A 12,422-nucleotide genomic window follows, 5' to 3' on the forward strand; every position below is an offset into this window, starting at 1 on the left:
AGTTATTTTCGAGTATCCCATACTCGTTTTCAACTTAAAGGTGTTTTTTATTTGTCTCACTTTATGGGGTCAGTCCACTTAGTTGGATGAGTGCTTTTATTTAGATGGATTAATTAATATGGTTGATTTTTTATTTGAAATACACAAAACGCAGGATTTTATAATGATTAGAACTTTTATTTTTTACTAATCATACAGGCAATATCAAACAAACATCAGCTTATCACTATACAATCCTGTGGTAAACTATCCTCATTTATCCATGTTTCTACCATGCGATTAAAGAAGTCGGGCATTGCCAAAGGCGCTCCATGTCCAATATTAGGTATAACTATACCTATGCAATGAGAATTAGCATCTACAATATCCTTTGCGGATTTTTTCATGATGGCTTTTTCCTTCTCGCCTACAGTAACTAATATTTTTCCATTTGCCTTTTTAAAATCTGCGGGTATCCCAAACGATATGTTTTCTTCTAATACTCTCACAAGAGTGTCAGGCTTCATTTGACAACTTTCTTCATAATATTTTTCAAAGTAGTCTTTGCTTATATATAATGGTTTTGCTTGTAATTGTGAAAACCATCTATTTTTAATTAATGGAAAGGATAATCTGATAGTAGGTCGAATTAGTTTTTTAGCGTATGGAATGGGTCTGACAACAGCGCTATTTATTACGGCAAAATCAATTAAATCTGGTTTCATACTTAATAGTTGAATGATAACTTGAGAACCCAGAGAAAACCCAATTAAAATTACTTTCTTCGTTCCTGCTTTTTTCTCGATTAATTGGATCAATTCTACTGCACTAGTCTTTATGGAGAAATTAATTTTGTGATTGTTTAGCCCGTGTTCAGGTAAATCTGGAACAATGCAATGATAATGGGCGAAGTATTGAACTTGTTTATCCCACATCCAACCACTTACCCCACCACCATGTAAAAATAGCATCAAAGGAGCACTCTCATCGCCATGTTCTTGATATTGTAAGGCCAAATCATCCACCTCTCTTATCTAGGAATGTAAGTTTTGTTAAATGCTGTTAATCTATTATCCGATAAAACTTTTTGAAAAGTTAGTAATTAGCTTATGAAACAGCTTTTTATTGTTATTTTTTGGAGGATTATAATTTGATGTAGGAGTATAGCTATTAACGATAAAAATGAGGAGAGTAGAGTGGTTCGTTCACTAGAAGGTGTAAGCACGTTTGATGAACTAGAGGGTTGGGTGGTTAAACAAGGAGATGAAACTGAATGTAGAAATAACGGTTGGTGGTAGTTTATGTTTTTTTGAATAGGAACAGGGAAAACATAAACCAAAAAGATCGGAGGGATGGAACAAAACACTAATTTTTTCTAGCTGTCTGTTTGGCAATCATTCAGAGGAATTACCCGAGCGTAGGAAGAGTAATTTTTTGGTCCTTTTTCTTCGATCTTGCCGTACATTTCTTATTATTTTTAGCGCTCTAGCGAGAAGTGGCCATACGCTTTTCGACAGTATGGCCTCTTGTGATGCTGACTTTTTGAGGAGTCTATTCCTGCCAGGTGTAGAAGCAAATTCAATAGAAATAAAGGAGGCGTAATGAATGAATCTTCTTTGCATCAAAGCGATGGAAGCATTTAAAAAAGATGCTGAACGTCAGGGGCAGAATAAAATCCAATTGGAAAGGATGAATGGCAAAAAAAGGACGGCAAAAATCCCTAAATAATGATTTGAAGAATCGTTAGATAGGGCAACACTGCTTTTAAGGTATGAGCGTATTAAAAAAAGGGCATGTCAGGTTTGCTCGGAGCCCTTATTTTTCCGAATTAGTTGATAGTAAAAATAAAAGCCCTGGCCCTATTATTCATGGAGGACCAAAAAGCATATTTAAGAAAGCAAAGAAAAGCAGATTTACAAAGTTTAAGCCATCTACGACAGATAAGCTCACCGAGGAAGAATGCCGATATATTGAAAATACATTAATCTTTTTAGCCCTTGATACAGACAAAATCAAGGGCTTTTTGTACAGTTAAATGTTTCTTGTAAAAGTTGTTTGGTTTTCTTTAGGCAAGGGCTTAACAAATAAAAAAGACCGCATGTCGATGACGATGTGAAGAAGGATTGGGAATAAAAGGGAGCCAGTAGCTAAATAAGTACGGGCAAAAATAAAACCAATGAACCCGGTAAGCAAGAGGCCTTTCCAGCCTTGATAAATGTGCCCAAATCCAAAAATAACGGCTGAGATAATGATTATATACATTGGTTGAATGTCAATTGGCAGACTCGACAGGTAATGAATAACAAACCCCCTGTAAATAATTTCCTCGCAAACACCTGCCGTTATAGCAACGAAGATAGATAATCTTCTTTCTTGTTTAGTTGTGGGCAATAAGTAGTCGATGTCTGCTGTTTGCTTGTTTAAGCGTTGTTGATAAGCCGGTATTTTCATTAGAACAAATAGTAAAATAAAGAGGCCTGCCAGAAAGCCGAAGATCATGCCGAGCGCTTCTGAATGGGGTTGCTGCGGAAGGGTTATTCCCATATCTTTAAACGTTATTTTTGTCATTACTATCATGAGAAGGATTGCTGCTACAATCGTCCATTCTGAATAAATGACAAATTTAAAGAATCTTACTCTCGAAAGGGTATCTTTTTTCTCCTTTAACGACTTTGTGTATTTAACGTCGAAGAAAGGATAAATTAAAAGAAGGAAAGCTAGTAATAAAGACTCTAAAATTAGTATTGACATATAAATTTACTCCTGTTTTACCTCCATTATCTCATGAGGATGGAAATTTATGCAACTAATGACCTAAATAACCTATCTTACTTTAGAGTAACTTAAAATTATTTTATTACTCTTTATTGCTTAATACACAAAGGTTTTTATGTTTTTAAGAATAAGTGACGGGCTAATCATTTATCGTTATAGTAGAAATTGGAAGAATGAATATAGAGAATAGAGGGGATGGACAAATGGGTAAAAAGCAGTTTGATTCTTCTCGGGAATATGCCTGCAAGCTTGATCAACAGGATGAGCTGGCATCCTTTCGCAACGAATTTTATATTCAAGAAGGAATCATTTATCTCGATGGTAATTCGTTAGGATTACTGTCCAGACGATCAGAGAAATCGTTGTTAGAGTTGCTAGATTCGTGGAAGCAGTTCGGAATTGATGGGTGGACAGAAGGGGGTTATCCTTGGTATGACCTCTCGGAGCGGCTTGGTGGGAAGCTGGCATCGTTAGTTGGGGCACGGCCTGAGGAGGTAATAGTGACTGGTTCCACAACAACGAATCTGCATCAGATGATTGCCACCTTTTATGAGCCGGAAGGCAAACGAACAAAAATACTGGCAGACGAACTTACGTTTCCTTCTGATATCTATGCGCTACGAAGCCAGATTCAGCTGAAAGGCTATCATCCGGAGGATCACTTGATTCGCGTACAAAGCCGCGATGGGCGTCTTATTGAAGAAGAAGATGTGATTGAAGCAATGACAGAAGAGGTGGCTTTAATCGTCTTGCCGAGCATCCTTTACCGGAGCGGGCAAATTCTTGACATAAAGCGCATAACGAAAGAAGCCCATAAACGCAATATTTTAATTGGCTTCGACCTGTGTCATTCAATTGGAGCAATTGAACACCAATTGAACGAATGGGAAGTAGACTTTGCGGTTTGGTGCCATTATAAATATTTAAATAGCGGTCCGGGCAGTGCCGGTGGATTATATGTAAATAAAAAACATTTTGGCAAGCTGCCAGGTCTTGCCGGATGGTTTGGTTCGAACAAAGAGAAACAATTTGATATGGAGCATACGTTCATGCCGGCAGAAGCGGCAGGAGCCTATCAGATCGGCACACCTCATATATTAAGTATTGCTCCATTGATCGGTTCACTCCAACTCTTTGAAGAGGCGGGTATAGAGAACCTCCGAAAAAAGTCTTTATGTATGACGCGTTATATGATCGAGCTCACTTCAGAAGAACTGAGCGAAGCCGGTTTTAAGATAGGGAATCCCTTGGAAGACAAGAGACGGGGCGGACACATTTATTTGGAGCATAAAGAAGCTGCACGGATTTGTAAAGCGTTAAAAGTGAATGGAGTTATTCCAGATTTTCGAGCTCCTCATGGGATCAGGCTTGCTCCAGTCCCTTTATATAACACGTATGAAGAAGTGTGGAAGGCGGTGCAGATTTTAAAGAAGATTATGAAGGAGGAACAATATAAACAGTTTGAGAATGAACGTGGCATTATTGCGTAAGTGGGGAACTCAATCATCAATTTTTTCTGCCTCTGGCCTATAAAGGTCCAGGGGTTTTTGGTGGTTGAAGAGACTCTGACTCTCTTGCTTTTAATCTAGCAATGGAACTTTCGATTGTTGTTCGGTGAATGGCTTTTCTCATTAAACAATCATATCTTCTTTAGGCTCGTCATATGATAGGTTAACTGCTATTCTATTACTCTTGCAAAAAAGTTAAAACTCCTTTCCGCACAATAGAGCAGAAAGGAGTTTGTCCAGCAGTTAATGGATATCCCGGTAGACGCCAATCACTTTGCCAAGGATAGTAGCAGACGACAGAATAATTGGTTCCATGGATGAATTTTCAGGTTGAAGGCGAATAAAGTCTTTTTCTTTAAAAAAGCGTTTAACGGTGGCTTCGTTTTCCTCGGTCATCGCTACAACTATTTCGCCATTTTTGGCTGTCTGTTGCTGGCGTACGACGACATAATCACCATTTAGAATGCCGGCTTCAATCATACTGTCGCCCATGATTTCCAGCATAAATACATTGTCATCGGCAGGTGCAAGCCGCTCCGGTAAAGGAAAATATTCTTCAATATTTTCGATGGCGGTAATAGGCATTCCGGCTGTTACTTTCCCGATTAATGGCACACTTACTACTTTTTGTCTCGGTACGCTTTCTTCCAATTCCAATATTTCGATCGCGCGTGGTTTCGTTGGATCGCGGCGGATCAGTCCTTTGCTCTCCAGACGAGAAAGATGGCCATGGACAGTGGAGCTGGATGCCAATCCAACTGCTTCCCCGATCTCGCGCACGGAAGGAGGATAGCCTTTTGCTTTAACTTCAAGCTTGATGAAGTCCAAAATATCTTGCTGCCTCTTCGATAATTTTGTCATTTGTCTGCACCTCTTAGATTATCTCTTTTCTGTATTATAACATGTCACTTTTTAGGATACAAACATAAGTTCGAATGAAATCTTGACTCAAACAAATGTTCCTATTAAAATAAAGATAAATATACGAACGAGTATTCGCTTGAAGGGGATGTTGAATGATGAAAGTGTTTGTTAAAAAGAATTCTTTTGTTCTGTTATTTATGGCTGTTACAATTATGGCAGGAAGCATGCTGATCTTTAATGTGAGTGAGAAACGTCTTCCTTACGAAGAAATCACCGTACGGGAAGGGGACTCTCTCTGGAGCATTGCCAGACAGTATAATAACAGCAAGGAAATGGAAGAAGAGGACTTTATCATGTGGATACAAAAAGAGAACAAGCTGCATTCCGTTAAAATATTACCGGGAGACACTCTCGTTATTCCCATTACTTCGCATTCATCTCATACTGGCGGCCAGATCGCTTTTAAAGGAGAGTAATTTCAAGTGAAAGCTATTATATATTGCCGTGTAAGCACAAAAAAAGAAACACAGGAAACGTCGCTTCAACGGCAAGAGGAAGAACTGCTCAGCCTTGCCTTCCGAAAAGGATATGAAGTGGCAGCGGTGATTAAAGAGCAAGTGAGTGGCTATGAATTAGATCGGCCGGGAATGCTTGATTTGCTAGATCTAGTGAAAAAGGAATCGATTGATGCTGTACTGATTCAGGATGAAACACGAATTGGACGAGGCAATGCTAAAATTGCTTTGCTGCACTGCTTGTTTAAAGAAGGAGTAAAAGTATTTAGCATCGCTGATGATGGAGAGCTGCAGCTGTCAGAATCAGATTCAATGGTTATTCAAATTGTTAGCATGGTAGAAGAATACCAGCGGAAGATTCATAATTTAAAAATCAAGCGAGGAATGAAACGGGCGGTAGAAAACGGTTTTCGACCTGAAGACAATTTAAAGAATAGAGGAAACCCAGCCGGAAGAGAGAGGAAGGAAGTGCCGATGGAAGAAATTGTCCGTCTACGCCGCAATAACCTTACTTTCGAAGAAATAGCTGCTACTTTAAACGGCTTTGGTTATCGGGTATCTAAGGCGACAGTTCACAGACGATTTAAAGAGTATGCTGAACAGGCGGATAAAGATCTTGAATAGGCATCTTTCTTGTTTATTCCTTTCCCTTTTAATAAAATAAAGGCAAGAATATATTAAAGAAAAAGAAAGGAGAGTCTGCTGATTTATAACGAATTGGCAGTAACCCCATCTATGCTTTCTCAAGATAAACTAGCTCGTATTAATGAGCTTTCCAAGAAATCAAAAACTGAAGGGCTGTCCGCAGAGGAACAAGCAGAGCAGACAAGCCTGCGCCAAGAATACTTACGTGCTTTTCGCTCGTCCATGAAAAATACAGTGGAATCGGTGCGTATTTTTGATCCTGAAGGCAATGAAGTGACACCTGAAAAAATTAAAGACATTCAAAAACGTAAAAGAATGCATTAATGAGCCGGCAAACGCTGGCTTTTTTATATGGAGTAAACGGAAAAGAAAATGACAAATAATAGATCTTCTCAGACATCTTGTATATTTTGATAAAGACCTATATATTAAGAAGGAACAATATTTGTAAGGAAAGGGAGTTTTCCATGTTTGATACAGTTGATCAATTAGCAGTGAATACGATCCGCACACTTTCTATAGATGCGATTGAAAAAGCGAATTCTGGGCATCCGGGTCTGCCGATGGGAGCTGCTCCAATGGCTTATACATTGTGGAGCCGTTACATGAACCACAACCCGAAAAATTCAAAATGGTTTAACCGTGACCGTTTCGTTTTGTCAGCAGGACACGGGTCTATGCTGTTATATAGCCTTCTGCATTTATCGGGCTATGATTTATCAATGGATGAAATTAAAAATTTCCGCCAATGGGGCAGTAAAACACCAGGACATCCAGAATACGGACACACGGACGGTGTAGAAGCAACGACCGGACCTCTTGGCCAAGGGATTGCCATGGCAGTTGGAATGGCAATGGCGGAGAGACACTTAGCTGCCGTCTATAATAAGGACCAATATAGCGTAGTCAACCATTATACATACACACTTTGCGGTGATGGAGACTTAATGGAAGGTGTGGCTTCCGAAGCTGCTTCCCTTGCAGGTCATCTAAAGCTCGGCCGGTTAATTGCTTTATATGATTCCAATGATATTTCTCTTGATGGCGATCTTGATAAGTCCTTCTCTGAAAGTGTGAAAGACCGCTTTAAAGCCTATGGGTGGCAGTATCTCCGTGTTGAAGATGGAAATGACATGGAAGAGATCTCCAGAGCGATTGAAGAAGCGCAAAAAGACGAATCACGGCCAACACTGATTGAAGTAAAAACAGTTATCGGATATGGCTCACCTAATAAATCCGGTAAGTCAGACGTACATGGAGCGCCGCTTGGCGAAGATGAAATGAAGCTGACAAAAGAGTATTACAAATGGACATTTGAGCAGGATTTTCACGTGCCTGAGGAAGTATACGGCCGTTTTGAAGAACTGATTGTTCAAAAAGGCCAAGCTGTTGAGCAGGATTGGAACCAGCTGTTTGAAGAATATAAAAAGCAATTCCCTGAACTTGGCCAGCAGCTTCAGGCTGCGATAAACGGAGAGTTAGCCGAAGGATGGGACAAAGATATCCCATCTTACGAAGAAGGTAAATCGTTAGCAAGCCGGGCTTCATCAGGAGAAGTATTAAATGCGATTGCAAAGAACCTTCCAACTTTCATCGGCGGATCTGCTGATTTGGCCGGCTCTAATAAAACAACCATAAAAAATGAAAAAGACTTCTCGCCTGTTGCTTATGAAGGCCGCAACATTTGGTTTGGCGTACGGGAATTTGCAATGGGAGCGGCGATGAACGGAATGGCGCTTCACGGCGGTCTGCAAGTGTTCGGCGGAACATTCTTCGTATTCTCCGATTACGTACGTCCGGCGATCCGTCTATCAGCTTTGATGGGGCTGCCTGTTACTTATGTGTTTACTCATGATAGTATTGCGGTGGGAGAAGACGGACCGACGCATGAGCCGATTGAGCATTTATCCGCTCTTCGCTCCATGCCGAATCTTTCGGTTGTCCGCCCGGCGGATGCGAATGAGACAGCTGCTGCTTGGAAGTTAGCTGTTTCTTCGGAATCAACACCGACTGTGCTTGTGCTGACTCGTCAAAACTTGCCGACTATTCGAGGCACTTCCGAAACAGCGACAGAAGGAGTGTCAAAAGGGGCTTATGTTATTTCAGCAGCCGAAAAAGAGCAGGCAGACTTGCTGTTGCTGGCTACCGGATCGGAAGTGAGCTTAGCGGTGGAAGCACAAAAAGCTCTCCAGCAGGAAGGCATCCATGCGTCTGTTGTCAGCATGCCGTCATGGGATCGCTTTGAGAAACAAAGTCAGGAATATAAGCGCTCTGTTCTTCCAAAAGAAGTGAAAAAGCGCCTTGCGATTGAAATGGGCTCTTCCCTTGGATGGGAACGTTACACAGGAGATGAAGGCGAGATTATCGCTATTGACCGATTTGGCGCTTCCGCTCCTGGAAATAAAGTAATGACTGAATATGGTTTTACAGTTGAACATGTAGTTTCACGGGCAAAAGAACTGTTCAATAAATAAGAAGATACATGAGAAAGGCTGGGGTAGCTGTAAAGCAACCCCGGCTTTTTTTGTGTTGAAAAGTGAGTATAGATTTGAATCGCGTGCCATTCTGATCCAATCGACAAAACTAGTGAACGTTTTTTCCAAAATTCAACAACCTTGACGATGGTTCTTTCTTATAATAAGGAAAAGGACAAGCAGGAGGTAAAAGTAAATGAGAAGCTATCAAATTTACTGGATTGGAGAAGAATTCGCTCATTATTTTTACGGGCGTGAACAGAACTTTTTTCAGTTATTTTTTGAAAGCTCTATCGGACAAAAAAGTGAGAAGAATATAGTGGAAAAACAAATTCAATATATTACAAAAGAATTTTCGATGCGATCCCTCGCCTCTATTTTGAAAGAAGCATTAATGGGTAAAGACAGCTTTGCGGTTGAAAAAAACAACCTTTTTACGATTGAACTTCCAGAAAAGAAGGGGAAAGCCGTTTTGTCCGCTGAGGCGAAATGCCTTCACTTGAAGGCACGGGGAAGTTACGAAGCGGAGACCGTTTTCTTTTATTCCTTAAAAAAGTTGAATGCTTGTCTCTTCGCTGTTGATTTCGAACGAAAGAATTATGGCTGGCTCGAGCCGATCAGGAAAGAAAATTTATTTAAGTAAAGAAAATTTCTCTTTCATGTTGTATAATATCCTTTGGTTTAGTAAACTTTTAGTAGACGACATGAAGGAGGAAGTAGTATATGTGGTATGTACTCGTCGGGATTCTGGCTCTGATTGCCGGAGTTGCGCTTGGATTTTTTATAGCCCGTAAATACATGATGGACTATTTAAAAAAGAATCCGCCAATTAATGAACAAATGCTGCGAATGATGATGATGCAGATGGGCCAAAAGCCTTCGCAGAAAAAAATAAATCAAATGATGGCACAAATGAACAAGCAATTTGATAATAAATAAACGGCGCTCGGTTATTGAGTGCTTTTATTTTTTAGATTTTGTAAAAATAAGCATAAAAATGAGCAGATGTTTTTGGGACTCTGCTCATTTTTTAATTAGGTACTTGTTTTTGATAAAGAGGGACCGAAGAATGAACGTATTTGCGATCGTAGTCATTTAACAAAAGATCAAGCTCTTGGCTGCATTTAACGGCAAGCGGAGAGTTTAATCCTTTAACAGTGACAATGTGAAATAGCTCCAACCGCTTTTTCTCTATAGCATCCAATAAGTCGTCTTTATGCACGGCGGAAAGTCCTTTCTATGCAATAATAGGTCAGTGTTCGTTGGTTTCTCTAGTATACCCAATCTTTTACTTTTTTTCAAAAACAAAGTTACTTTAAATTGAGGGATTTCCTTTTTCCGGAAGGATGAGGACACAAATTATTCATATCTCTTTCTTTCGATTCCTGCTTGAAACTTTGTTACAATATCAATGAAAGGCAGGAGGTTTGATTGAACGATCTTAACTTTTTATTAGCTTTTGGAGCAGGGTTTCTCAGTTTTATTTCACCATGCTGCTTGCCTCTCTATCCCGCATTTCTTTCTTATATTACGGGCATGAGCGTTAGTGAATTAAAAAATGAGAATAAAATGCTGCAAAAAAGAAGTTTGCTGCATACGTTGTTTTTTCTGCTCGGTTTTTCTTTAATATTTATATCATTGGGGTTTGCTTCGACTGTTATCGGCAATATACTGGCGCAGTACCAGGATTTAATTAGACAGATTGGTGCCATCTTTATTGTATTTTTTGGTTTAATTGTGACAGGTATTTTGCAGCCGAAATTTTTGATGACAGAACGGCGGCTTGAATTCAAAAATCGTCCGAGCGGCTATCTGGGCTCCTTGTTAATCGGCCTCGCTTTCGCTGCAGGTTGGACACCGTGTACTGGGCCTATTTTATTGTCAGTTTTTGCTCTTGCGGCAAGCAATCCGGGATCAGGACTTTTATATATGATTGCTTATACGCTAGGATTTTCTATTCCGTTCTTTATACTTTCTTTCTTTATCGGCCGCATGAAATGGATTCGCACCCACAGTGGAATCATTATGAAGGTTGGCGGTTATATTATGATTGTCATGGGAGTCGTACTTTTCTTTGATTGGATGACAAAAATTATTATTTTCTTAAGCCCGTTGTTTGGCGGCTTTACTGGATTTTAACTTTATCTATTGATTGCCTTCTTTTGTGTAAACAGGTATATTTAGGATAAAGACATATGTTACATTATTTTCCAGACAAGAGGGGGCATCAGGCCAGTGGCAGGGGTATTAGTTGTGGACGATACAAAATTTATGAGAGTGACACTGATAGATATGTTGACGAATTTGCGCCATCAGGTTTTAGGGGAGGCTGAAAACGGGGAAGAAGCGGTACGACAATATCGAAAACTAAGGCCAGACATCGTTATTATGGACATTACCATGCCTATTATGAATGGTATTAAAGCATCGAAACGAATCTTATCAGAATTTCCTCAAGCAAAAATTATCATTTGCTCAGCGATGGGGCAGCAAAAGATGGTAATGGAAGCGATTGAAGCGGGAGCAAAAGACTTCGTTACTAAGCCCTTTGATGAGGTTCGGGTAAATGAGGCATTACGCCGTTTAATAGATTAAGCTGTTTTGAACGGAGGCGGCTTTTGTCTTTTCCAAAAAAATTGATTATAATAACTAAGCAAATGTAAAAGATAAGGAATGATGAAGATGATGCTTGTTGCTTCATCCGTTTTAGCAGTAATCATGGGAATTACAGTGATATTTGTTCGTATGAAGGCCTCTAAGAAACCGACATCGGCCAATAAAATTATGCTCCCTCCGCTCTTTATGAGCACAGGAGCGCTTATGTTTGTTATACCGGAGTTTCGGGTCACGTTTATGGAGTTGTTGGAAGCCGTAGTTGTAGGGATGTTATTTTCGATCTTATTAATTAAAACTTCAAATTTTGAAATTCGTAATGATGATATTTATTTAAAGCGCTCAAAAGCGTTTCCTATTATTTTAATTACCCTGCTAATCGTTCGGATCGTCGGCAAGGTTGTGCTGAGTTCAACGATTCATCTTGGCCAATTAAGCGGAATGTTTTTCCTTCTTGCTTTTTCAATGATCATCCCATGGCGCATTGCTATGTACAGACAATATCGAAGCTTGCGGACTAAATTAGATCAAGATTCACTTGGTGGAAATCCGCTTTCATGAAAAAAAGAGCTTGCGTTTGATGCCGCAAGCTCTTTTTAAAATAAATGTTCGTAAGGAGTTAAATCCATCTTCATTTCGTTTAATTTCTTACGCAAAAACTTATGATCCCTCTTTGGAGTAGCAATGATATAACCTCGTATTACTAAATCCTGCGTAATCTTTCCCGCTTTTTCTTTTAATGCTAATTCACCGATTTTTCCAGCGATTTTTTGACGAGCCACATCCCGGAAAAGTTCAGGAACGGGACTGACGAGTTCTTCCAATAGTTCTTTTTCCGGCTTCTTCCACATGCTTCTTGTCTGATCAACATAATATTCTTCCCAGTCCATATCTGATTTTCCATCTGCTTTTGGCAGCCGTTTTAAAAACTTGCGAAACATAAAAAATCCGCCGATCGCGAAACTGCCGACCAGAATAATTACCCACAAAAGGATGAAATAAGAAAACCAACCTTGCAGCATGATGCCAACCTCCAAGTCTTTCTTCTA

16 protein-coding genes are annotated in these 12,422 nt (G+C 39.7%); 11 read left to right on the forward strand and 5 right to left on the reverse strand.

The window, feature by feature from the left end; genetic code table 11:
- Positions 1–215: 215 nt before the first annotated feature.
- Positions 216–995 (reverse strand): alpha/beta fold hydrolase, encoded by a 780-nt coding sequence (locus ACH0BF_RS23470; protein ID WP_340854580.1) that lies wholly within the window; start codon positions 993–995, stop codon positions 216–218.
- 589 nt (positions 996–1,584) lie between these two features.
- On the opposite strand from ACH0BF_RS23470, the gene ACH0BF_RS23475 reads away from it, so the two are divergent.
- Positions 1,585–1,707 (forward strand): hypothetical protein, encoded by a 123-nt coding sequence (locus ACH0BF_RS23475; RefSeq protein ID WP_340854578.1) that lies wholly within the window; start codon positions 1,585–1,587, stop codon positions 1,705–1,707.
- A 303-nt stretch (positions 1,708–2,010) separates the two neighbouring features.
- Here ACH0BF_RS23475 and ACH0BF_RS23480 read toward each other — a convergent pair whose 3' ends face one another.
- A complete protein-coding gene (locus ACH0BF_RS23480) occupies positions 2,011–2,730 on the reverse strand; it encodes a CPBP family intramembrane glutamic endopeptidase (protein ID WP_340854576.1) in 720 nt (239 codons plus the stop codon).
- A 227-nt stretch (positions 2,731–2,957) separates the two neighbouring features.
- On the opposite strand from ACH0BF_RS23480, the gene kynU reads away from it, so the two are divergent.
- Positions 2,958–4,244, forward strand: coding sequence for a kynureninase (gene kynU / locus ACH0BF_RS23485; RefSeq protein WP_340854574.1), 1,287 nt, complete (start codon positions 2,958–2,960; stop codon positions 4,242–4,244).
- 261 nt (positions 4,245–4,505) lie between these two features.
- On the opposite strand, the gene lexA is transcribed toward kynU, so the two are convergent.
- Complete coding sequence (gene lexA, locus ACH0BF_RS23490) at positions 4,506–5,123, reverse strand: transcriptional repressor LexA (RefSeq protein WP_120037435.1); 618 nt, start codon at positions 5,121–5,123, stop codon at positions 4,506–4,508.
- Between the two features lie 155 nt (positions 5,124–5,278).
- On the opposite strand from lexA, the gene yneA reads away from it, so the two are divergent.
- The 6 genes from yneA (at position 5,279) to ACH0BF_RS23520 (ending at position 9,699) form a co-directional block, all read left to right on the forward strand.
- Entirely contained in the window at positions 5,279–5,602 is a 324-nt protein-coding gene (gene yneA / locus ACH0BF_RS23495; RefSeq protein ID WP_120037437.1) for a cell division suppressor protein YneA, read from the forward strand.
- A gap of 6 nt (positions 5,603–5,608) precedes the next feature.
- A complete protein-coding gene (locus ACH0BF_RS23500) occupies positions 5,609–6,265 on the forward strand; it encodes a YneB family resolvase-like protein (RefSeq protein WP_340854571.1) in 657 nt (218 codons plus the stop codon).
- 111 nt (positions 6,266–6,376) lie between these two features.
- Positions 6,377–6,610 (forward strand): DUF896 domain-containing protein, encoded by a 234-nt coding sequence (locus tag ACH0BF_RS23505; protein WP_120038197.1) that lies wholly within the window; start codon positions 6,377–6,379, stop codon positions 6,608–6,610.
- Between the two features lie 143 nt (positions 6,611–6,753).
- Positions 6,754–8,760: a transketolase gene (gene tkt / locus ACH0BF_RS23510; RefSeq protein WP_340854568.1), complete on the forward strand. Its 2,007-nt coding sequence runs from the start codon at positions 6,754–6,756 to the stop codon at positions 8,758–8,760.
- A 196-nt stretch (positions 8,761–8,956) separates the two neighbouring features.
- A complete protein-coding gene (gene sirA / locus ACH0BF_RS23515) occupies positions 8,957–9,403 on the forward strand; it encodes a sporulation inhibitor of replication protein SirA (RefSeq protein WP_120037443.1) in 447 nt (148 codons plus the stop codon).
- Positions 9,404–9,483: 80 nt separating this feature from the next.
- A complete protein-coding gene (locus ACH0BF_RS23520) occupies positions 9,484–9,699 on the forward strand; it encodes a YneF family protein (RefSeq protein WP_120037445.1) in 216 nt (71 codons plus the stop codon).
- Positions 9,700–9,790: 91 nt separating this feature from the next.
- On the opposite strand, the gene ACH0BF_RS23525 is transcribed toward ACH0BF_RS23520, so the two are convergent.
- Complete coding sequence (locus ACH0BF_RS23525) at positions 9,791–9,982, reverse strand: aspartyl-phosphate phosphatase Spo0E family protein (RefSeq protein WP_120037447.1); 192 nt, start codon at positions 9,980–9,982, stop codon at positions 9,791–9,793.
- Positions 9,983–10,191: 209 nt separating this feature from the next.
- Here ACH0BF_RS23525 and ACH0BF_RS23530 point away from each other — a divergent pair, with 209 nt between their 5' ends.
- From ACH0BF_RS23530 to ACH0BF_RS23540, 3 genes are all read left to right on the forward strand, one after another.
- On the forward strand, positions 10,192–10,899 hold the full coding sequence (locus ACH0BF_RS23530) for a cytochrome c biogenesis CcdA family protein (RefSeq protein WP_340854564.1): 708 nt from the start codon (positions 10,192–10,194) through the stop codon (positions 10,897–10,899).
- A 96-nt stretch (positions 10,900–10,995) separates the two neighbouring features.
- Positions 10,996–11,355, forward strand: a complete 360-nt coding sequence (locus ACH0BF_RS23535) for a response regulator (RefSeq protein WP_120037451.1) — start codon at positions 10,996–10,998, stop codon at positions 11,353–11,355.
- 90 nt (positions 11,356–11,445) lie between these two features.
- Positions 11,446–11,934 (forward strand): CcdC family protein, encoded by a 489-nt coding sequence (locus tag ACH0BF_RS23540; RefSeq protein ID WP_340856429.1) that lies wholly within the window; start codon positions 11,446–11,448, stop codon positions 11,932–11,934.
- Between the two features lie 35 nt (positions 11,935–11,969).
- Here ACH0BF_RS23540 and ACH0BF_RS23545 read toward each other — a convergent pair whose 3' ends face one another.
- Positions 11,970–12,395 (reverse strand): DUF2621 domain-containing protein, encoded by a 426-nt coding sequence (locus ACH0BF_RS23545; RefSeq protein ID WP_120037455.1) that lies wholly within the window; start codon positions 12,393–12,395, stop codon positions 11,970–11,972.
- Positions 12,396–12,422 lie beyond the last annotated feature (27 nt).

This window comes from Pseudobacillus sp. 179-B 2D1 NHS (genome assembly GCF_045370945.1).
Taxonomy (GTDB): domain Bacteria; phylum Bacillota; class Bacilli; order Bacillales; family Domibacillaceae; genus Pseudobacillus.

What these genes read in the sequence shown, in the direction of transcription:
- lexA (WP_120037435.1), bottom strand. Translation starts at nt 5,123, where the DNA reads ATGACAAAATTATCGAAGAGGCAGCAAGATATTTTGGACTTCATCAAG.
- sirA (WP_120037443.1), top strand. Translation starts at nt 8,957, where the DNA reads ATGAGAAGCTATCAAATTTACTGGATTGGAGAAGAATTCGCTCATTAT.
- ACH0BF_RS23540 (WP_340856429.1), top strand. Translation starts at nt 11,446, where the DNA reads ATGCTTGTTGCTTCATCCGTTTTAGCAGTAATCATGGGAATTACAGTG.
- ACH0BF_RS23505 (WP_120038197.1), top strand. Translation starts at nt 6,377, where the DNA reads ATGCTTTCTCAAGATAAACTAGCTCGTATTAATGAGCTTTCCAAGAAA.
- yneA (WP_120037437.1), top strand. Translation starts at nt 5,279, where the DNA reads ATGATGAAAGTGTTTGTTAAAAAGAATTCTTTTGTTCTGTTATTTATG.
- kynU (WP_340854574.1), top strand. Translation starts at nt 2,958, where the DNA reads ATGGGTAAAAAGCAGTTTGATTCTTCTCGGGAATATGCCTGCAAGCTT.
- ACH0BF_RS23520 (WP_120037445.1), top strand. Translation starts at nt 9,484, where the DNA reads ATGTGGTATGTACTCGTCGGGATTCTGGCTCTGATTGCCGGAGTTGCG.
- tkt (WP_340854568.1), top strand. Translation starts at nt 6,754, where the DNA reads ATGTTTGATACAGTTGATCAATTAGCAGTGAATACGATCCGCACACTT.
- ACH0BF_RS23480 (WP_340854576.1), bottom strand. Translation starts at nt 2,730, where the DNA reads ATGTCAATACTAATTTTAGAGTCTTTATTACTAGCTTTCCTTCTTTTA.
- ACH0BF_RS23475 (WP_340854578.1), top strand. Translation starts at nt 1,585, where the DNA reads ATGAATCTTCTTTGCATCAAAGCGATGGAAGCATTTAAAAAAGATGCT.
- ACH0BF_RS23545 (WP_120037455.1), bottom strand. Translation starts at nt 12,395, where the DNA reads ATGCTGCAAGGTTGGTTTTCTTATTTCATCCTTTTGTGGGTAATTATT.